The 20,924-nt window shown below is 53.4% G+C and carries 18 protein-coding genes and 1 riboswitch; of the genes, 6 read left to right on the forward strand and 12 right to left on the reverse strand.

Annotated elements, in window-relative coordinates:
• Nucleotides 1–61: 61 nt before the first annotated feature.
• On the reverse strand, nt 62–1,171 hold the full coding sequence (locus E6C51_RS16155; RefSeq protein ID WP_190236733.1) for an RHE_PE00001 family protein: 1,110 nt from the start codon (nt 1,169–1,171) through the stop codon (nt 62–64).
• A 420-nt stretch (nt 1,172–1,591) separates the two neighbouring features.
• Nucleotides 1,592–2,563: a bile acid:sodium symporter family protein gene (locus tag E6C51_RS16160; RefSeq protein WP_190236734.1), complete on the reverse strand. Its 972-nt coding sequence runs from the start codon at nt 2,561–2,563 to the stop codon at nt 1,592–1,594.
• Between the two features lie 324 nt (nt 2,564–2,887).
• Between E6C51_RS16160 and E6C51_RS16165 the strand changes: the two genes are divergently transcribed.
• The 4 genes from E6C51_RS16165 to E6C51_RS16180 all read left to right on the forward strand — a co-directional run bounded on the left by E6C51_RS16165 (nt 2,888) and on the right by E6C51_RS16180 (nt 7,725).
• Nucleotides 2,888–4,324: an amidohydrolase gene (locus E6C51_RS16165; protein ID WP_190236735.1), complete on the forward strand. Its 1,437-nt coding sequence runs from the start codon at nt 2,888–2,890 to the stop codon at nt 4,322–4,324.
• A 254-nt stretch (nt 4,325–4,578) separates the two neighbouring features.
• Nucleotides 4,579–4,794: riboswitch (cobalamin riboswitch) on the forward strand.
• A 132-nt stretch (nt 4,795–4,926) separates the two neighbouring features.
• Nucleotides 4,927–5,718: an ABC transporter ATP-binding protein gene (locus tag E6C51_RS16170; RefSeq protein WP_230987377.1), complete on the forward strand. Its 792-nt coding sequence runs from the start codon at nt 4,927–4,929 to the stop codon at nt 5,716–5,718.
• A gap of 12 nt (nt 5,719–5,730) precedes the next feature.
• Nucleotides 5,731–6,690 (forward strand): ABC transporter substrate-binding protein, encoded by a 960-nt coding sequence (locus tag E6C51_RS16175; protein WP_190236736.1) that lies wholly within the window; start codon nt 5,731–5,733, stop codon nt 6,688–6,690.
• Nucleotides 6,691–6,756: 66 nt separating this feature from the next.
• Complete coding sequence (locus tag E6C51_RS16180; RefSeq protein ID WP_330999777.1) at nt 6,757–7,725, forward strand: FecCD family ABC transporter permease; 969 nt, start codon at nt 6,757–6,759, stop codon at nt 7,723–7,725.
• A gap of 58 nt (nt 7,726–7,783) precedes the next feature.
• Here E6C51_RS16180 and E6C51_RS16185 read toward each other — a convergent pair whose 3' ends face one another.
• From E6C51_RS16185 to E6C51_RS16205, 5 genes are read right to left on the reverse strand one after another with little or no spacing between them, the layout of a single operon-like run.
• Nucleotides 7,784–8,695 (reverse strand): homocysteine S-methyltransferase family protein, encoded by a 912-nt coding sequence (locus tag E6C51_RS16185; protein ID WP_190236738.1) that lies wholly within the window; start codon nt 8,693–8,695, stop codon nt 7,784–7,786.
• Between the two features lie 18 nt (nt 8,696–8,713).
• Complete coding sequence (locus E6C51_RS16190; RefSeq protein WP_190236739.1) at nt 8,714–9,403, reverse strand: ABC transporter permease; 690 nt, start codon at nt 9,401–9,403, stop codon at nt 8,714–8,716.
• A gap of 9 nt (nt 9,404–9,412) precedes the next feature.
• Nucleotides 9,413–10,135 carry an ABC transporter permease gene (locus tag E6C51_RS16195; protein ID WP_190236740.1) on the reverse strand — a complete coding sequence of 241 codons (723 nt, stop codon included), beginning with the start codon at nt 10,133–10,135 and terminating at the stop codon, nt 9,413–9,415.
• A gap of 23 nt (nt 10,136–10,158) precedes the next feature.
• Complete coding sequence (locus tag E6C51_RS16200; protein WP_190236823.1) at nt 10,159–10,929, reverse strand: transporter substrate-binding domain-containing protein; 771 nt, start codon at nt 10,927–10,929, stop codon at nt 10,159–10,161.
• A gap of 53 nt (nt 10,930–10,982) precedes the next feature.
• Nucleotides 10,983–11,762, reverse strand: coding sequence for an ABC transporter ATP-binding protein (locus tag E6C51_RS16205; protein ID WP_146936237.1), 780 nt, complete (start codon nt 11,760–11,762; stop codon nt 10,983–10,985).
• Nucleotides 11,763–11,926: 164 nt separating this feature from the next.
• Here E6C51_RS16205 and E6C51_RS16210 point away from each other — a divergent pair, with 164 nt between their 5' ends.
• Entirely contained in the window at nt 11,927–12,394 is a 468-nt protein-coding gene (locus E6C51_RS16210; RefSeq protein WP_146936239.1) for an Lrp/AsnC family transcriptional regulator, read from the forward strand.
• An 89-nt stretch (nt 12,395–12,483) separates the two neighbouring features.
• Nucleotides 12,484–13,305, forward strand: a complete 822-nt coding sequence (locus E6C51_RS16215) for a bifunctional allantoicase/(S)-ureidoglycine aminohydrolase (RefSeq protein WP_190236741.1) — start codon at nt 12,484–12,486, stop codon at nt 13,303–13,305.
• 627 nt (nt 13,306–13,932) lie between these two features.
• Here E6C51_RS16215 and repC read toward each other — a convergent pair.
• The 5 genes from repC to E6C51_RS16240 form a co-directional block, all read right to left on the reverse strand.
• Nucleotides 13,933–15,156, reverse strand: a complete 1,224-nt coding sequence (repC, locus tag E6C51_RS16220) for a plasmid replication protein RepC (protein ID WP_190236742.1) — start codon at nt 15,154–15,156, stop codon at nt 13,933–13,935.
• An 820-nt stretch (nt 15,157–15,976) separates the two neighbouring features.
• The gene (gene repB / locus E6C51_RS16225) at nt 15,977–17,062 is read right to left on the reverse strand and encodes a plasmid partitioning protein RepB (RefSeq protein WP_190236743.1); all 1,086 of its coding nucleotides are present in this window, start codon (nt 17,060–17,062) and stop codon (nt 15,977–15,979) included.
• Nucleotides 17,059–18,315, reverse strand: a complete 1,257-nt coding sequence (gene repA / locus E6C51_RS16230; RefSeq protein ID WP_146936247.1) for a plasmid partitioning protein RepA — start codon at nt 18,313–18,315, stop codon at nt 17,059–17,061. Before repA ends, repB begins: the two co-directional genes overlap by 4 nt.
• 428 nt (nt 18,316–18,743) lie before the next feature.
• Entirely contained in the window at nt 18,744–19,481 is a 738-nt protein-coding gene (eutC, locus tag E6C51_RS16235) for an ethanolamine ammonia-lyase subunit EutC (RefSeq protein WP_190236744.1), read from the reverse strand.
• A 2-nt stretch (nt 19,482–19,483) separates the two neighbouring features.
• The gene (locus tag E6C51_RS16240; protein ID WP_190236745.1) at nt 19,484–20,875 is read right to left on the reverse strand and encodes an ethanolamine ammonia-lyase subunit EutB; all 1,392 of its coding nucleotides are present in this window, start codon (nt 20,873–20,875) and stop codon (nt 19,484–19,486) included.
• Nucleotides 20,876–20,924: the final 49 nt, after the last annotated feature.

Raw genomic sequence — 20,924 nt, forward strand, 5'->3', positions numbered from 1 at the left:
CTCCGACGTCAAATCATACCGACAGCGCCGCCCATCACGTGCGGCGCTGTCGATGCGATAACTACAAGATGCCCCACGCCCGAAAGCGGCCCCTCCCCGTCAATTCACGCAGCGGTAACTCGGCGATCAATTTCAGTGCGCCTTGCGGTGTTGTGTTAAGCGTTTTTGCCACGAGCCCGGCCGAAACAAGCGGGCGCGACAAAACCAGATCAATCAACTCTGGCAGTTTTGAACTGGACCGCCTGCCAGTGATACGTCGCTCAAGCGCGCCTCGCGCCAGAAGCAACCGGTCATGCTCGTTCATTGCCTGCTTTGCCGCTTGCTCAAAAGCTTGCAGAATCGCCAGTAATCTTTGCGTTCGACTTTTTGAATGGCGCTGCTCACGATTGACGGCGCGCAGTCCAACCGAAATCGCAGCAAGATGGAAGATTGTGGTTCCAGCCTTTCTTAGGTAAGCCGCCGCCAAAAGCCGACCGAGCCAAGGGCTGTGCTCGCTCACCTCTTCGCTCTGCCAGGCATCCAACAAAATAGCAGCCGCCAGAACTGGTGGAAAAGCCGCCACCTCCGACAACAGCTCCTGCCAATCCAGCAAACGCTGAGGCTCGTTCCAATCAGCATCATAAACGATGGCAGCGCGATCTCTCTCCCGCACGGACTTTTGCTCCGCAGCGATCTGAGCCATCACGGCTTCGCTTCGCTTTAAAATCGCGTCGAATTCATCCAGCTCGGCCAGAAAGGCTGCATCCGGATCAGGCGACGCATGACCCACCTCACCATCAGGCATAGATGCCAGCCCATGGCTGACCGGCGCGATGCCACCGCCGAGCGCGCGTCCCCGCAATCGTGACAGTCCTTGATCTGACAGCGCCCATGCGGCCGGATGCTGGGTTATGTCGCGCCGTGAGCGCAAAACCAGATGGGCAATGGTCAATTCATGGGTTGGTGTGCGGGTATCCATGCGCGCATCATGGAAAACCAAGTCTTCCATATGAACCAACTCGCCATCAATCCAGAGCGAGGCAACCGCATCCGAATAATGCATACGCTCAATCAATCCCTGCCCAACCCCGGAATGTTTCAAGCGCTCATCAAGGCGCACCAAAGCTTCGCCCGCCGCACTCATGGGCAAAAGCAATGGAGAAAGCGGTATTTTGTCGATTGGGTAACGCATTGAAAACACGTTACCATAATAGCCAAATGAAAGCGAAGCGCTCTTTAACTTTCACTAGTCATTTGACGAAGAAAATATTTTGAGGAATTTACATATCGCGTTCTAGCTGATCGCAAGGCCGCGAGAACCAATTTTGAAATTATTGCAGATTTTTACTGAAAATAGAAGCACCCTACATCGCAATTCCACACAATCTTCGCCCAGAACCAGTATTACATTAAAAAACACCAGTTACGAGATAATCCTCGGCGCAGCAAGTTCGACGTAACAGCGCGCTGAACTTGTTCCACTGGTTGACAGCTGTCAACGCCCCTCCCCTTCAGTGAAAAGCCGCACGGAATGCTCAATGCGCCAAATAAAAAGCCGCAAGAAAATTCTTGCGGCTTTGAAATCAAAGCTCCATGTCACCAAAGTCGTCGATCACTCCGCAGCAAGTTCGGCCTTGGCTGCATAACGCTGCGCGATGACCGCGCAGGCCATCAGCTGAATTTGATGAAAGAGCATCAACGGCATAACAATCGCGCCGACACTTTGACCCGCAAAAATCGCGCTCGCCATCGGCACACCAGAGGCGAGACTTTTCTTCGAGCCGCAAAAGGTGATGGCGATTTCATCCTCTTTCGCAAAGCCCATCAACCGGCTGCCAAACATCGTGAACGCAAGAACCAGGGCAAGCAGGACAATATCAATCACCACGACCGCACCAATGTCAGCCAACGAATAGCTGCGCCAGATTCCCTCAATGACTGCCTCGCTGAATGCACCGTAAACCACCATCAAAATTGAGCCTCGATCAATTGGCATGAGAAGAGATTTACGGGCACGCACCCACTGTCCCACCCAAGGCTGAAGCATTTGCCCCACAATGAAGGGCAGCAACAACTGCACAAAGATGTCCAAAATGGCGTCGAGCGACACACCCCCATGACCACCTGCGGAGAGCAACAAACCACATAGTAACGGCGTCAAAATCATTCCAAAAATATTGGAGGCCGAAGCGGCGCAAATCGCTGCCGGCACGTTGCCTTTGGCCATTGAGGTGAAAGCAATCGAGGACTGAACCGTGGACGGCAGCACACATATGTAGATGATGCCCAGCGCCAGCGCGGGAGGCAGAAACCCACTTGTCAGAATGCTGGCACCCAACCCGAGCAGCGGGAACACAACAAAGCTGACGGCGAGAATGAAGAGGTGGAGCCGCCAATGTAGAAGACCCGCCAGCACCACATCGCGTGACAAACGCGCGCCATGAAGGAAGAACAAGGCTGCGATGGCAACTTTGGTCGCCATCGCGAAATAATCCGCAGCAACACCATTGATCGGCAAAACCGATGCCAGCGAAACGGTACAGATCAACAATAGAGTAAATGTGTCAGGCAGAAAGCGTTTCATGATAGCCTTAATATCATAATGGTAACTGCCGAAAGGGTTATTTCATTCGCGATCGCAATGCAATTCGGGCCGGGGCAGGTGGCCCGGCAAATGCGCAGAAACAAGGCCCAACATCTTCAACGTCAGTAAGCATCGACACGCAAAGGGAAGGGGCTTGTTAACGCCTTCCTGTTGACAGCTGTCAACGAACACCAGCTCAAGCGTGAAAATCCGAATTGAAAAAAGCGCCCGAAATAGCCGGCGAGACGGCAAATAAAACAGCCTTGCGCGCCGCCGCAAGCTGCCTATGCTGCCAGGATAGAGACTGTACAACAAAGGTGCCCGATGACCATCTCCCAAAATAGTTCCGCCGCGCTCTGGTCAATCATCGACCAGAAAGCACCCGCGTTTATCGACTTGAGCGACCGCGTCTGGGGAATGCCTGAAACATGCTATATGGAAGAAGCCTCCGTTGCCGAGCATGTGGCAATGCTCAAGGAACAAGGCTTTAGGATCACTGAACAGGTCGCCGGCATCCCCACAGCCGTCATGGGGGAAGCGGGGGAGGGGGGACCGGTCATCGCTTTCCTTGGCGAATATGACGCACTGTCCGGACTAAGCCAGGAAGCAGGGGTCGCAGAACACCGCCCTGTTCAAGCGGGTGGAAATGGCCATGGTTGCGGCCACAATCTGCTAGGCTCAGCAGCGCTTTTGGCCGCTTCAGCCTTAAAAGACTGGCTGAAGGAAAAAGGACTTCCCGGTCGCGTGCGCTACTATGGCTGCCCGGCGGAAGAGGGGGGAGCGGCGAAGGCGTTTATGGTACGCGAGGGAGCATTCGATGGTGTCGACATCGCCATCAGCTGGCATCCGAGCTCTTTTGCTGCGGTTCAACGCTCAACCTCGCTCGCCAATTCGCGAGTCGATTTCACCTTCCGGGGCAGGGCGGCCCATGCTGGCGCGAACCCTGAGCTTGGACGCAGCGCGCTGGACGCTGCCGAGTTGATGAGCGTCGGCGTCAATTATATGCGTGAGCATATGCCATCTGATTGCCGCGTCCATGCTGCCATTCTCGACGCCGGTGGTATTTCACCAAATGTTGTGCAAGCCTATTCCAAAGTGCGTTATCTAATCCGTGCACCAGAACTTGATGCTATGCGCACGCTGGTTGCTCGCGTGCACAGGATTGCCGAGGGGGCTGCTCTGATGACAGAAACAAAAGTTGAGAGCCAGGTTATCAGCGCCGTTTCGAACGTGATCACCAATGGTCCCCTCATGGACGTTATGCAGCAAGCATGGGAAGAGCTTGGCCCGCCGCCCTTCGATGATGCAGACAGGGCTTTTGCCGAGGAAATCCGTTCCACCCTGACACCCGACGAAATATCAGCGCCTTGGCGCACCGAACAGCTCCCTGAGCGAAATGTGCCTTTGGCAGATTTTATCATCCCTGCACACGACAGGACACCGATCACCACCGGATCGACAGACGTTGGAGATGTTAGTTGGGTTGTGCCCACGGTACAAGCGGACGGTCCCACCTGTGCAATTGGCACCCCTTTTCACACATGGCAGCTTGTGGCCCAAGGCAAAAGTAAGATGGCTCATAAGGGTATGGTCGCCACAGCCAAAGTGATGGCAGCCACGGGCAGAGCTGCTATTGAGAGCGAGCATCTACGCGAGGCAGCGTTGCAAGATCTTGTGAAACGTCGAAAAGGGAAGCCCTATGAAAGCCCACTCCCGGCCGATGCCCAGCCACCTATCAAAGAGATGGGCGGAAGAAAATAATCAAAACCAAACCGCCCGCGCACTCATCCCTCTCAGTCGAGGCATTGCAAGTGCGCGGACGAAACGGCCGTAAATCTATTTCAGATTTAAACTCCCCAAGGGTCGACGACACCGCTTATCCCTCATCTTTATCAATAAGCACCGCACATCACCCAGAGGTCGCCGTCGAGGGACACATTGACGCCAGCAACGTAATGTTATACCAAAACACCACAAATATCAAACGTGAGACTTGCGCGGAACTCATCTCCATGGCACTGATAACTTTGAATGGTGCTGCAACTTTCGAAAAGAGGATGCGGCTGAAAAGGGAACGCGGTGAGGACGACCCAAGAGGGACCGAGACCGCGGCTGCCCCCGCAACTGTAAGCGGCGAGCAGGTCTGCATCATGCCACTGGTGAACAACCGGGAAGGCGCAGACCAGCAGCGACCCGCAAGCCAGGAGACCTGCCATTCATATGTTCAACCGCAGCGGACGGGGTGTTCCGATGGCACTATCACAAGTCAAGACGCGCCTATCGGCGTGGACAAATTTAATTTCGACATTGGCGCTGTTTCCAGCCGCAACCAATCTTGCTCTTACAAAGGGCAGGGGGCTCTGGTGAGTTGCAGCACACAGGGCGCAGCACTTACCGCCGAAAATCTCAGCTACACACCTCCCGGTGGACATCGCTTGCTGCATTCCATCAATCTATCAATCCAGCCAGGCGACCGTCTGGCGATTGTTGGACCAAACGGGGCAGGCAAAACCACATTGCTGCGCTGCCTCTATCGCGCTGTTCAACCCAGCGAGGGGAGGGTGCTGCTCGATGGTCAGAATTTCGCCAGCCTCTCTGCACGCGAAATCGCCCAGCGCATCGCTGTTGTGGTGCAGGAAACGCCCGCGTCTTTCCCCTTCACCGTTGAAGATATTGTGATGATGGGGCGCATACCCTGGCGCAAAGGCCTTGGTAGCAATACCAATGAAAACCGTGCAAAAGCGCACCATGCCATGGAGCACTTAAATTTGCGCGGTATGGAAAAGCGGTCCTTTGGCACCTTGTCAGGTGGCGAAAAACAGCGCGTCCTGGTGGCGCGTGCATTGGCACAAGAACCACAATTGCTCATTCTGGATGAGCCGTCGAACCATCTCGATATCCGCAATCAGCTGGAAATTCTCGACCTTCTGGCTGGACTTGGCATCACGATTATTACCACGCTGCACGATATCAACCTGGCGGCAGGTTTTGCCACAAAAGCAGCCATATTACACAAGGGCGAAATGACCGCCTATGGGCCGCCAAAAGACGTGCTCACGCCCCAGCATATCTCAAGCGCATTCGGTGTCAAAACACACGCCCATGCCGTTTCTGATGGTGACAACCATCATTTTTCCTTTGCACTCAATTCCTGACCGGATCACATCATGAAGAAAATCGCAACAACTTTCCTCCTTTCGGCTTTTCTCGCGACAGGGGGAGCCTTCGCTGCACACGCAGAACCGGTTACCGTGAAAAGCTGTAACCGCGACGTAACATTCGACAAAGCACCAAGCCGCGCCGTCTCCAATGATGTCAACTTGACCGAAATGATGCTGGCTCTGAAACTGCAAGATCACATGGTTGGCTATACCGGCGTTTCCGGCTGGAAAACACTGGATGAAAAACTGCGTGACGGTATCAAGCAATTGCCAGAGCTTTCTGCCAAATATCCCACCAAAGAAGTGCTGCTCAACGCCGATGCGGATTTCTATTTCGCAGGCTGGAACTATGGGATGAAAGTGGGTGGCGAGGTGACGCCGGAGACCTTGGCACCTTTGGGCATCAAGGTTTATGAGTTGACGGAAAGCTGCATTCACATCATGCAAAAGCCAAAGCCGACCATGGATGATATGTTTGTCGACCTGTTGAACCTCGGCAAAATCTTCCACGTAGAAGATCGCGCCCAAAAGCTTGTTGATGGCTACCGTCAGCAACTCGCCGCCATTCAGGCAAAGATCAGCAAAACAGACAAACCCGAGCGGGTGTTTGTTTACGATTCCGGTGAGCAAAAGCCGTTCACTTCCGGTCGCTTCGGCATTCCCACCGCCATGATCGAAGCCGCAGGCGGCAAAAACATTATGGACGACGTGCAAAAGAGCTGGACCGAAGTTTCTTGGGAACCTGTCATTGAGCGGAATCCCCAGGTCATTATCATCGTCAATTACGGGAATGTCACCGCACAACAGAAAATCGATTTCATGATGCAAAACCCGGCGTTCAAGAATATTGATGCGGTAAAAAACAAGCGTTTCATTGTGTTGGATTATGTCGAAGCAACGCCCGGCCCCCGCAACATTGAGGCCATTGCGCGGCTTGCCGCTGCTTTTCATGCTCAGTCATTGTAAGTCTAGGCTTTCATTGTGCGTTGTATAAAAAAAATTTTTTGGCCCATAATTCTCTTGGGCCTCGTCTTGATCACCATCAGCGCAGGGGTGTCACTGGGATCGGCTCCCATTCCCATGGCAATGGTTTGGAAAATTGTTGCCAATCATCTTCACCCTGACAGCTTCGTGGCTGATTGGTCGCAAGGCCGCGACAGCATTGTCTGGGATGTCAGGTTTCCAAGGGTTTTGCTGGGTGGTCTGGTGGGTGCTGGCCTTGCCCTGACCGGCGCCGTCTTGCAGCCCGCTACTCGCAATCCGCTGGCCGATCCGCATTTGCTTGGCGTGTCATCGGGGGCCGCATTTGGGGCCATCATCGCGCTCTTGCATACAGGCATGGTATTTGGCCTTTTCACTGTTCCGCTTTTTGCCTTTGCCGGTGCCTTGATGGCAACGGCTTTGGTGCCTCTGGTCGCGGGAGCACGGCGCGGCATGCAAGCGGATCGGCTGGTGCTATCCGGTGTTATTGTTGCTTTCTTCTTTACGGCACTCGGCAATCTTCTGGTATTTTTAGGGGATCCCCGCGCAACACAGACCGTGATGTTCTGGATGCTGGGCGGTCTTGGTCTCGCGCAATGGCAACACCTGCTCTATCCAGCCCTTGTTCTGTTTGCAGCGCTTGTCTATCTGCTCCCCAACGCTCAACCCTTGAACGCGATGGCCATGGGCGATGAGACCGCAACAACGTTGGGCGTCAACGTCGCTCGTTTTCGCCTCACCCTTTTTGTTGTTGCTGCCCTGATGACGGGTACAATGGTGGCTTTTTCCGGAGCCATTGGATTTGTCGGTTTAATGGTGCCGCATATGGTCAGAGCCATGGTGGGGTCTGACAATGCCCGCGTCTTGCCGATGTCTGCTTTGGTTGGTGGTTTAGTGCTTATTCTTGCCGATCTTGTCGCCCGGTTGGCGGTTGCCCCCGAAGATATGCCGATCGGGATTGTCACCGGCATTGTTGGCTGTGGGGCATTTGTCTGGATCATGCGCAAAAATGGCGAATAACAGGCCGTCTCTCGCGCAAAATCTGGTGTGGATTTTGCGCGAGAGAAAATCACCATGCTCAACGGGCGTGCAGCACCCTGGCAACTTCGTGGATATGGGCGGCCCCAATGCCGCAGCACCCGCCAATCATCGTGGCACCGGCATCTGCCCAAGTGCAGGCAAAACGCGAATAAGCGTCATCCGTCAAGTCAGCACGGGTTTCATGCAGTCCTTCATTGGCAGCCTTCTCGCCTTGCTCCCCCTCGAAAGCGTTGGCGTAGACACCAATTTCCAATGAAACACCCTTCTTTTTGAACACAGCCGCCGCCGTTTCAACGGCCGCGCGCATCACTTCCGGCTTGCTACAGTTGAACAACAATGCCGATGCGCCGGAGCCTGCTGCCCAAAGTGCAGCATCCTTGACCAATTCGCCAGAACGCAACTTTGGCGCACCACCCGTAACCTGCTCCTCGTCATCACCGAGGGTGAAAGAGATCCAAAATGGCTTGCCGGTTTTGGCGACAGCAACGCGCACAGCCTCACCTTCAGCAATCAAGCTGAGTGTTTCACCCAGCCAAACGTCAACAAAAGGTTCAAGACCGTCAACCAGCGGTTTGAGATAATCTTGGACGCGCGAAGGATCAAAATTCTGCGGCTCATATGAGCCAAAAATGGGTGGAAGCGAACCGGCAACCGTGATTTTCCGATCCTTCGCCGCGTCCGCCGCTTCGCGAGCCAGTCTCCCGCACAGCGAAATCAGGGCAGGGCCGTCCTTGCGAAAACGCTCTTCACCGATATGAAACGGCACAAGCGCATAACTGTTGGTTGTCACAACATCTGCGCCAGCCGCAATAAATTCTGCATGAACCTGGCGCACAATCTCTGGTGTATTCATCAGCGCCAGCGCCGACCACTCCGGTTGCTTCAGTTCGGCGCCGAGACGGATCAATTCGCGGCTCATGCCGCCGTCAAGAATACGAAGTTGCGTCATTATTTTCCTGTTTCCTCGTTAGCGGCGCACTGGAACCTGCGCTTCCACAATGTGAAACGCCCGTGCGATGATGGCAGTCAAAATGAGATAAAAGACGGTGACAACAATCAGCGGTTCATAAACCAGCAATGTATCTTGCCGAACTTTGTAAGCCACGGCGTACAGATCCATCACTGTGACCGTGAAGGCAAGGGGGGTCGATTTCAGCTGCATCACCACCTCACCAGCGATGGTGGGCAAAGCAATACGAATGGCGCGCGGCAACCAGATGCGCCGGATCAGAGTAAAGCGTCCCATGCCAAAGGCACGCCCGGCTTCCAGCTCGCCTTTTGGCACAGCCAAAAGTGCGCCGCGCAAGACTTCGGCTTCATAAGCGGCATAGTTCAGCGTGAAGCTGACAACCGCAAAAAAGAAACCCTCACGCAAAACTGGCCAAAAGATACTATGGCGAATGCCCGGAATCATCGGCAAAAGAGAGCCGACGCCGTAATAAAGCAGCCAAAGCTGAATCAACAGCGGCGTTCCACGAAAAAAAGCACAATAGGATTTGGAGAACCAGCGAAGCGTACGACCACCGCGCACCTGCGCAAATGCCAGTCCAATTGCAAGGATAAATCCAAAAACCACCGAAAGAACCAGAAGCGTCACCGTTTGCCACGCACCTGAAAGCAAAAGGGGCCAGTAGCGGGCAATCCATGAAAAATCCATTGCCGCCCCTTAAGCCAGTGTCGGCTGACCGCGCCGGACGCGGCGTTCAATCAGCATAAACACGAGATTAGAAACAAGGCTGATGACCAGATAGAGACAGGCAGCCGCGAAAAAGAAAAGAAAATAGTGTTTTGTGCTGGCACCCGCCAAGCGGGTGGCAAGGGCAAGTTCCTGATACCCCACCACGGCAACAAGCGCGCTGTCTTTGGTCACGGCCATCCACAAATTGGCGAGGCCGGGCAGGGCATTGGGCAAAAGAGCCGGAAAAACCACCCGCCTGAATCGCAGAAACGGGGCCATGCCAAAGGCCCTGGCGGCCTCAATCTGGCCAACGGGAATAGCAAGAATTGCGCCTCTGAGCACTTCAGTTGCATAGGCCCCCTGCACAAATCCCAAAACCACCACCGCTGCAACAAATCCGTTGACTTCAATGGGCGGAATATCAAAGGCACGGAGCAGATGGTTTAATCCATCGGTTCCCGCATAATAGAGACCGACAATCAAAATCAGCTCAGGCACCGCCCGGATCGTGGTCGTGTAAAGATTGAGCAATGCTTTCAAAAAGCGATTGCCCGATAGCTTACCCAACGCACCCGCTATGCCAATGAGCAAGCCGAGCAGAAAGGCACCGCCTGAAATGGCAAGCGTTGCCATAGCCCCAGACAGCAAAGTACCACCCCAACCCGGAGGGTAGGGGGAGAGCAGTTCAAGAAGGCTTTGGGTGCTTGCCATATCTATACTATATCAGCTCGATCTTACTTACCGTAAATGTCGAAGTCGAAATATTTCTTGCTGATTTCGTCATATTTTCCGCTGGCGCGCACGGCCGCAATGGCTGCATTGAGCTTGGCCTTCAACGCTGTATCGTCCTTGCGCACACCACCACTGACACCAGCCCCCAAGATTTCTGGATCATCGGCAACATCGCCCATATCTGCACAGCAGTCTTTGCCGGTATCACTTTTCAAGAAAGCATCCAATGCGATGGAATCGCCAAACACATAATCAATGCGACCGGCGGCGAGATCTTGAAACGCTTCATCCAGTGTCTGGTAGGTTTTTTGCGAGGCAACCTTGGAAAAATACTTCGCGTAGTAATCGGATTGAATGGTTGATACCTGAATACCAATGGTCTTACCCTTGACGTCTTCCGCCGAGGTACCGGGCTTCATGTCGCTCATACCAATCAACTTGCTTGGCGTCTTGTAATATTTATCCGTAAAATCAATGATCTTTTCACGCTCTGCGGTCCTGGACATTGAGGACCAGATCACATCAAATTTCTTCGCGTTAAGGGCAGGGATCAATCCATCCCAGGATAGTTCCACAATCGAGCATTTTTCCTTCATCTCGGCGCAGACCGCGTCCATCAAATCAATTTCCCAGCCGTGCCATTTGCCGCTGGCGTCCTTGGCAAAGAACGGTGGGTAGGATTCATTCATGATGCCGAACCGGACATCTGCTTGCGCTACAACAGCCGATGCTGCAAAAGCTGCGCCTGCCAAAAGCATCGAGAGGAATTTCATCACGTGTCGTCTCCTGTTGACGGTGAAATATGAAAAAAGGGGAGAAGAGGGGGCTAGTCGGCAAGGCCGGCGGTGAACTCTCTGCACCTCAGACTGGTCGGGTTGCCAAACACCTGCGAAGGCGGGCCTTCCTCTTCAACCCGACCCTGATGCAAAAACATGACGTGGCTGGAAACGTCACGCGCAAAGCGCATCTCATGCGTCACCAACAACATGGTACGACCTTCTTCAGCCAGATCACGGATAACTTTGAGCACTTCACCAACCAGCTCAGGGTCCAGAGCCGATGTTGGCTCATCAAACAGCATCACTGCGGGCTCCACGCATAAGGCTCGTGCAATGGCGGCTCGCTGTTGCTGCCCGCCGGAGAGAAAGGCCGGGTAGGCGTCGCGCTTGTCGTAAAGTCCGACCTTATGCAGCAATGCCTTCGCTTTCTCAATCGCGTCGGCACGCTTGATGCCCATCACATGCACAGGAGCTTCAATAACATTTTCCAGCACAGTCAAATGGGCCCAAAGATTGAAACTCTGAAACACCATGCCCAGACCGGTGCGAACACGCTCAATCTGCCGCCAGCTGACCGGCACCATCTTACCACCGCGTCCAGTCTTTAATGCGATCTCCTCGCCAGCAACAACCACCCGTCCCTGATCCGGCAATTCGAGAAAATTAATGCAACGTAAAAACGTGCTCTTACCCGAGCCGGAAGAACCAATAATGGAAATGACATCGCCCTTATGGGCCGTTACAGAGATGCCTTTTAGAACCTCCTGCGAGCCGAAACGTTTATGGATATTCTCCACCTGAAGGGCGCAGCGCGCAGTCTCTGTCATCAATTGGTCCAGCCTGTCATAATTTCGCACCATAATGGCTGTTGTGCGCGACTTTTACGCGCAAAATAACGCTTTGTTGCATAAATTCTGCGAAAAACAATTGCAAATGCGGGATATAAATTAAAAAAAGACAATTGTGCGACAAAACAGCAGAGGGCCCTGCCATGGAACAACTGGACCGCTTCGATCGCGAGATCATAGAGATCATTCAGCGCAATTGCCAAATGAAAGCGGAGGCCATGGCGGAGGAGGTAGGTCTTTCTGCATCCGCCGTGCAAAGGCGTTTGAAACGGCTGCGCGAAGACGGGATCATTAAGGGTGAAGTTGCGATCATCGATAGAAAATCCTCTGGCCATCCTATGGTGTTTATCGTTGGAATGGAAATCGAGCGCGATAACTATGATGCCTTGGCCCGCTTTCGTCTTTGGGCCGAGCGACAGGATCATGTGCAGCAGGTCTACTATGTGACGGGGCAAGTGGATCTGATCGCTATCATCACCGCAAGGGATGTGGAGCATTATGATGATATTGCCGCTGTCTTGATGGCAGAAAATCCTCAGATCAGGCGAATGCACACAAATGTTGTGTTGAGAGACATCAAGCTCAGTCTTTTCGTACCCATGGCAAAATGATCTACCTCATGAAATAGGATTGGCAATTTCCGATATTGCAATAATTGGCGTAATAGATTGCTGATCAATTGCAACACGGAACAGGTTCGATGAGTAAGAACACCTATTACACCAGCTTGGGAGGTCTACCGCCTCAAACCCAATTACTGTCGGGCAAGGCGGTGTTTACCACCGCATACGCCGTTATCCCAAAAGGTGTTATGAGCGACATTGTCACCAGTCTTTTGCCCCACTGGCGTGAGACCAAGGCCTGGATCATTGCCCGCCCAATGACCGGCTTTTCAGAAACATTCTCGCAATATATCATGCAAGTCGAACCAGGCGGCGGCAGCGACAATCCCGAACCGGATGTGAGAGCGCAAGCGGCCATCTTTGTGGTTGAGGGTTCCATAACAATCACCTTCGAGGGTGAGGAACACGCTTTAAGAGCTGGTTCATTTGCCTATCTGCCCGCTGGTGCCCATTGGCGTTTACACAACACCAGTGATGCAGTTTCAAAATTCCATTGGGTTCGCAAAGCGTTTCAACCCGTTGAGGGGCTCGATGCACCGCCAGCCATTTTCACCCATGAAGATGAGCACGAAATTGCCATGATGCCAGATACAAACGGCGCATGGGGAACAACGCGCTTTATTGACCCAAGCGATATTCGCTATGACTTTCATTTGAACATTGTCACATTTGAGCCAGGCGGCATCATTCCCTTCATGGAAACCCATATCATGGAGCATGGCCTCTATGTGTTGGAAGGCAAAGCAGTCTATCGATTGAATGACGATTGGGTGGAAGTGGAGGCTGGCGATTTTATGTGGCTGAGAGCTTTTTGCCCTCAGGCCTGCTATGCGGGTGGCCCTGGTCGTTTTCGCTACCTGCTTTATAAGGATGTCAACAGACACCCCCGCCTTTGGTAAAGATCACTTTGAGGCAAGACCAGCCGTTGTCTTGCCTCAACAGTGTATTGCTTTTTCTCCCTCGAAATTCTTTCAGGTTCAGATTGAACCAGACAGACTCGACGTTTTTTGCTTTCATCTGTCAGGGCGAACCGAACTCGCGTTTCCCTGTTAGATTGGAGAAGCTACTCCAAATGCATCATGCCGTTCATCCAGGGTAGGGCATCGCAAGCCATTCGTGCACATGGGCGATGAACACCTCGGCTGGTTATAGCACCGAGACATGCCAAAATCCTCAAAATGAAACCATTGAAACTGTTGGAATATCGCACTTCATTCTTGAACCCACCCTGGCTCCACGAGAAAGTGCGGTAATCCATCTTATGGAACTTACCTCTATCTCTTAGAGGCTATGCCGCTACTCATACTCTCCATGGTGCACGAAAGAACCTGTCCCAGTTCAGTTCTCCGGCATCATTCGCCAGCGTCGGCTCGGTAAAGGCGGAAGCCGGTTTTATCTGACACCCTCTAAAGCGACTTCAATTTCAGGAATTGTACAGTTGTAAATCTTCTCACTTTGGTGCCGGCACCTGTGATCACGAATACACAATGCAATGCCTATCAACAGAGACATTCAGTGCACCCTCTCTATTCGGCTTTTGTCTGAGCCGGTTTATCGAGCGCAAGCAGCATAGGATAAACGCTGAATTTCCCAGCTTCCGCTTTTGCCGTCAATGTTCGCAGATAGCCGCCAGGTGAACGAATGGTCTCGGCATGTTCCAGCATCACGGCAATGGTCACAGCCGCCGCCTGATGTCCCATCACCGCTTTCGCTTTAGACCAAGCATCAGGTGAGATACCCAACATGGTCCGAACAAGATCCGCAGTTTGTATAACGTCATTCCAGGTGAAAATGCCGTCTTTGGCGTAATCTTTTATGAGTGGGCACAAGTCTTTAAGCTTGGAAAGGCTGATCGCCAACTTCCTGTCTTGCTCTCTCGGCTTCGTCTCGCAGTCGGCGTCTTTCATTATTTCGTTAGCTCTAGATTCAAATGTGAGTTCTGTATTTGAATTCTGTTCGTGCTGCTCATGATCATCATCATTGCCGCTCATTTCTTCATCTGAAAGACTTGAAAGATAAGCATTTTCCACTTCAGTGCGAAACGCGCGCAGTGCACCGACAAAAGGCTGAAGATCTTCGCTGCTCTTGCGGCCCGACGCATCACGGGCATTCATTTGATAGGTCACCAAGAGGTTGCTCCAATCGCCAGCGCGGCCCTCCTCCAAAGCCAGCGTGATAATGCGTGACGCATCCCGAAGCAGAACCGTAATTTCACCACGGAGTGCTCTTGCCAGCTTTGCTTCTGCCCTCGCCGCTTCGGCGGCGCTATAGATCTCTTCTGCCCGAAGCGCCAAAGGTGCCAGGTCGAAGCCATAGGCGTCTTCCACCAATCCTGCGTCATCGCGTCGACAAAAGCGCTTTCCGTTTGCGCTGTCACGCCGAAAGATCATTCCCGCCTCAACGAGGCTGGCTAGATGTCGGCGAATCGTTGCAGGTGCCATGCCACGGGCTCGAAAAGATAGCTCTCGGTTCGATGGAAAAACAATAATGGGCTCACTTCCATCAAGCTCTCGCTCAATCGTGAAGCTCACGAGGGCTTCCAGCAAGCAAATCGTGCGATCGCCAAGACCATAAACCTGCCGCGCCTCGGTCAGCGCCCGCAGGAGCTGCCACTTGTCAGCCCGTCCCGATGCGTTTCCCGCTTCTCCGCGTTTCAACTGCTCTTGTCGCTGACCAATCTTAGCCTGGCGCGCCAAGACGCGGCCAGTCAATCGCCCACCGCCAAACGGTGTCGTAGCAAGTCTTTCCATCGCTTTCCGCTCCACAGACGGAGACAAGCGGCACCATATCGGAAAACACAGGGAATCAACGCGTCAAAAAGACACGACAAAATCTCTGTCATCTTCTGAAGTCATCATCATCTTACAGCGATGAGCATCATGTTGCAGCATCACTCCTTCAATCGGAATCGATTTCAGGAATGAAGCAGCAGATCAAAAGTTTTACAGCGTCATTTGTGCGTTTGATAAACGCGCGGCGCTGTAAATGACGCTAACAACACCGTAACGCCTTAAACGCCCAGCATAGTTTTAAGCCATCCCCCTCCTGCATAATTCCTTCAATCGGAAACGATTGGAGGAAAAAATTGTGCAGCAGATTTAAAGCATTACAGCGTCCTTTGTGCGTTTTATAAAACACAGGGCACTGTCGGGCATGACGGAATTATGCACTCCCGCATCGCAGCTTACCGATGGGATGCAACAGGCGCAAAGCAACACAGCCTCCCCGTTTCCGTGGAAGAGTCTTGACTTTTCAGGCAGGAAGTGATTCTCTTAGATTGCTACATAGAAGAGGGCTTCCGAGATGGTGACGTTTTGGGGCCTTTTTTCTTGTCTCAGCGTTACCTTTCATGTTGATAACCAATTCGTATTCCACAGTCCTGTGGGTTTTATCAAACACACAGAGGAAGCATTACAGCGCCGATCACCAGATATGGCGCACGAAGGACGCTGTAACAGTTTTAATCTGCTGCATAATTTCCTCCTTAAATCGATTCCGATTGAAGCAATTATGCAGTAAGCCTTTCAATTGGCTGTCGTAACTCTCTTCATGGGCTTCCGAATCTCCGAACTAATGCTTCGATTGCGCCAAAAATGCCGCATAATCCGCGGCAAGGCGCTCCTCGAATTGCCTCAGAAAACCAGAGTCCGCTTCCGCTAAAAACTCAACCTTCACCCGACGACCCTGCCTTGAAACCCTGGCGACGGTGCGTCCGTCAGGGCCGCGCACATCCTGAGGCTCCGGGCGTTCAACAGAAGGCTTGCGCGACAGCGCGTCGTAAAGCTTCTGAAACCGCTCATCCGAATGGCGTGCGCGAAACTCTTCATCCCGCAACACTTCCGCTGCTCTGCTCTGCCCATGTTCATTGGTGAGCAATTGCCCAAGCGCCATCCAACGTTCGCGCCCCGCTTTCGGTGCCGGGCCGATCGCGCGTGCAAATCGTTCTGGGACGCTTTCTGCAACCTGAATCAAGCGCGACAGCTCGCTCTTCTGTACCGAAAGAGCATCACCAATGACCTTGCGGTCAAAACCCCGCTCTGCGAGCGCCTTGGCAAACAGTGCCCTCTCAATGAAGGTCAAATTGCGCCGCTCGGCATTTTCCTTGCCTTGCGCGAGAACAAGTTGATCGTCGCTCAATGGCCGCACCAGCGCTTTAACGCTGATGCCCAACCGCTTGGCCGCATTTAATCTGCGATGACCATAGGCCACCTGAAACCGCTCTTGATTGGAGGGGTTACGGCGAACAAGGATGGGAACCTGTTGCCCGCTTTCACGAATACTCTCCACAAGCGCAAGAAAATCGGGATCGTCTTTCTCCTGATCACTTAGGCGGTCCGATACAAAAGAGGCATCAATCACGCCGGTGTCCAGCGCCACCACACGTTCCCCTTCGTCGAGGGCTTGCCGCAACGCACGGGCCTCGTCAGCTTCCCGCGTAATGGAAGACAAGGTTAAGCCCATGGCCTTAATGGCACCGGAAGCCGTGCGCGGCACAGAATGACCATGCACGTCACCAGAGGCATCCGGAATTGAATCCGCATGTGGTGGCATAGTGGTAATTTTCTCATGGCTGGCCTCAGCAGGAGAAGACTTCTGTGCAGGCGCAGGGTCCGAAAATAATGCCCTTAATTCACTTTTACGGTTTTTGCCTATCATTCTTTCCGCCCCCAGGCAGTATGAATCAATTGTTCGATCTCAGCATTGACCGATTCCAACGATTCAATGGCGCGGTCATAGGTGCCTCTGCTGAAATTTTCGCGCCCGACTTCATAAAGCGTCTGCTTTGTCAGTCCAGCATCAGAAATTGCAGTCGATTTGACCATTGGCGAGGTCAAGACACGCTCACCAAACAGCGAACGAAGAAAGCCGACGATTTGCGCCTGCGGACCGTCATTCGGCTCAAAGCGCGTCACCAGATATCGCAAAAAGTCAAAATTCAGTGTGCCGCCAGCTTCCCGCACGACACCGAGAAGATCGGAGGTCATGAACAAAAATTGGCTCATTGACGCAACATCCAACATTTGTGGATGCACAGTGACGATGACCGACGTCGATGCACACAAGGCAGAGAGCGTAAGATAACCGAGCTGAGGCGGGCAATCGATAACAACCACATCATAGTCATGCGCCACCGTCTGGAGCGCATTCTGTACCCTCGCAAAAAACAGACTTTTCGCATCGCCGCCCTTGCGCTCAGCAAGGGCCCGCGGGGTGACATGCTCAAACTCTTGTAGCTCGAGATTGCCCGGCAGAAGATCGAGATTGTGAAAATAGGTCTTGCGAATAATGTCTTTGAGCGGCCGCGCCTCGTCATCATAGCGAATGGCACCGTAAATCGTGTCATTGCCAACCAGATCGAGCTCAGGCTGATAGCCGAACAAGGCCGAAAGCGATGCCTGTGGGTCAAGATCGACGGCCAGAACCCGATGCCCCGTCATCGCCAGATATTGTGCCAGATGCACAGCCGAGGTTGTCTTTCCTGAACCGCCTTTGAAATTGGTCACGGATATAATTTGCAGATGTTCGCCACGCGCCTCGTCACGCCATTTGACGTAAGATCTCGCTTTGGCAACATTGCCCTTGGCCAGCGCCTGCTCACCCAGATAGTGGCGAAGCGCATCAATGTCTGCGAGCGAATAATAGCGGCGCCCACCGGTGCCAACCACCGGGGCAGGCCCTTCTCCAGCCAAAGAAAGTTGTCGCAAATATCCATCCGACACGCCGACCAAACGGGCCGCTTCGCCAGACGTAAAAGTGCGCAAAGTTTTACGGGAGGAAGGAGCAAAAAGGCGCTCCCGCATGGCTTGCAACTGAGCAGAGAGCGCCTGTGCGTCTTCCGCAATCGTTTCATCGGCGGGTCGCAAATCCATCTCCTGTTGTTCCGTTGCCTTTACAGATGCAACCGCCATCACAATTTCCTCAAATCCGCCTGCTATCATGTGCATATCAAGCGCATTGACATTTTCATGCCTCAATCAATTCCATGACCGATTCGGCACGACAATGATATACGCACATTACAAAAACTAACAGCATCCACACCTTGTTACGGACAAACGACCCATACGCGGCATTTGATCGTAAGTTGCAGCAAGCTTTGATTCGGGTCAAGTGTGTGGCTGGCTCAGACAATGAACCGCTCTTAGACACCCCTTCCAACTGGCCGGGGATCTGTCTGACCATGGCACCGAGCGGCAGCGCTTTGATGAAAGTGGCGACTGCATAATTGTTCAAATCGATTCCGAATTAAGCAATTATGCCGTAAATTTAAAAGCTTACATCGCACTTGGCTTTGAAGCGTGGCACCATGACAGCAAACATAAATGCAATGCTGCCGTCAGCCGTCCAGCAGCCCGACCTCACTCGCGTTTTCCTTCAAATCCACCCCGGAAAGCTTCAGCCTCAGTGCTTCGCGTACCAGCCAGGCGATTTTTTCCGCCGCAAGCTCATAGCTAAGACCATCATCATGGATGTTGGAAATGCAATTTCTTTCGCTGTCGCGACACCCCAATCGTGGAGCGAAGGTGATATAGGCCCCCAGACTGTCGGGCACGCTTAAGCCCGGCCGCTCACCCACAAGCACAACGGCGACCTGCGCCCCGTAGGCCGCCGCCGCCTCATCGCCAAAGGCAACCCTTGCCTGTTCACCAAGAATAACAGGCGACAGAGAGAAGCCGCCAAGCCGGCGGGCTGCCGCTTTATAAACCGGTGCCGCATGGCGTTGCACCGCTGCCGCCGACAAGCCATCCGCGATGATAAAAGCGATCTCGTAGCGGTCGCCCGCCTTGGGTAAATCCGCAGGGTCGGGTCGGCGCCCGAGATCAGGACGGGTCAAATAGGTCGATCGGTCCTTGGCCAGGGATCGAACCAGAACCGTTTGGGCGGGGGCGAGATCGGAGGCAAGGGTTGCAAAATCCACAGCGCCATGCACCGCATCGCGCGCACGCGCATGAGCAAGCTGGAAATCCAGCACCGATTTGGTCGTCATGGCATCGCCGGTTCGGCCTATGCCGATGCGCGCACGCGTGGCGTTGCGAAACCGGGCAAAGGGATCAAAATCAACCGAATTGCTCATGTTCAGCCCTTATAAGAGAGAAGATTGCGCGCAAATGCGTTGGCCTGCGTGGTTGGAGCCAATCGACCCATGCGATCCACCAATCCCATACGCTTCAACCAGGCATCAAATTCCGGGGCGGGTGGGCGGTTGAACTGATGCCGCAGGCCAACAATGTCATGATAGGACAAGCTCTGGTAATTCAGCATCACATCATCCGCTCCGGGTACGGCAATGAGGAAATTGACTCCGGCGACGGTGAGCAACACCATCAGATTGTCCATATCATCCTGATCAGCCTCAGCATGATTGGTGTAACACACATCCACACCCATAGGCACGCCCAGCAGTTTGCCGCAGAAGTGGTCTTCGAGTCCTGCACGAATAATCTGCTTTGCATCATAGAGATATTCGGGACCGATGAACCCGACGACAGTGTTGACCAACAGCGGTTTTACGGCACGGGCGACAGCATAGGCGCGCACTTCAAGTGTTTGCTGATCAACACCGTGGTGGGCATCTGCAGACAGAGCACTTCCCTGCCCGGTTTCCAGATACATGACATTGTCACCCACCGTACCGCGTTTGAGAGACAAGGCCGCCTCGCGCCCTTCTCTCAAAACCGCAAGATCAACACCAAAGCCCTGATTGGCGCGCTCGGTGCCAGCCACCGACTGAAACACCAGGTCCAGCGGCGCCCCGTCCTCAATCGCCTGAATGGATGTGGTGACATGGGTCAACACGCAGGACTGCGTAGGAATTTCAAAGCGCTCGCGCAAACGATCAAACAGATGCATCAAACGCACACAGGCATCCAAATTATCCGTAGCGGGGTTGATCCCAATCACGGCATCTCCGACACCGTAGAGCAATCCATCCAGTGTCGAGCCAGCCACGCCTTCCGGATCATCGGTCGGATGATTGGGCTGCAAGCGGCTGGACAGATGTCCGGGAAGGCCAAGCGTGGAGCGAAAAGCCGTGATGACGCTGCATTTGGCGGCCACCGTAATCAAGTCATGGTTGCGCATCAGTTTTGAGACGGCAGCAACCATTTCCGGCGTCAAACCCGGCGCAAGTTTGGCCAAAACCTCGGTGGTGGCCTCATAGGACAAAAGCCAATCGCGAAACTGTCCAACAGTCATGGAGGAGACCGGTGCAAATGCCTCCATATCATGGCTATCGACAATCAGGCGGGTGACTTCATCCTCTTCATAGGGAATGAGTGCTTCATCTAAAAATGTTTTCAGCGGCAAATCTGCCAGCACATAACGGGCTGCCACGCGGCGCTCATTGCTGGAGGCGGCAATTCCGGCCAAGTGATCGCCCGATTTTTCCGCCGAAGCACACGCCATGAGGCTTTTCAAATCGTCAAACACATGCCGTTCGCGCCCAAGGATGATCGAATAAGATGCCATAATATTCCCCTTAGGACATGGTTATCGCAAAACAACGCAACCCGGCTGC

The sequence above is a fragment of the Gillisella terrae genome (genome assembly GCF_004801395.1).
Classification (GTDB): Bacteria; Pseudomonadota; Alphaproteobacteria; order Rhizobiales; family Rhizobiaceae; genus Allorhizobium; species Allorhizobium terrae.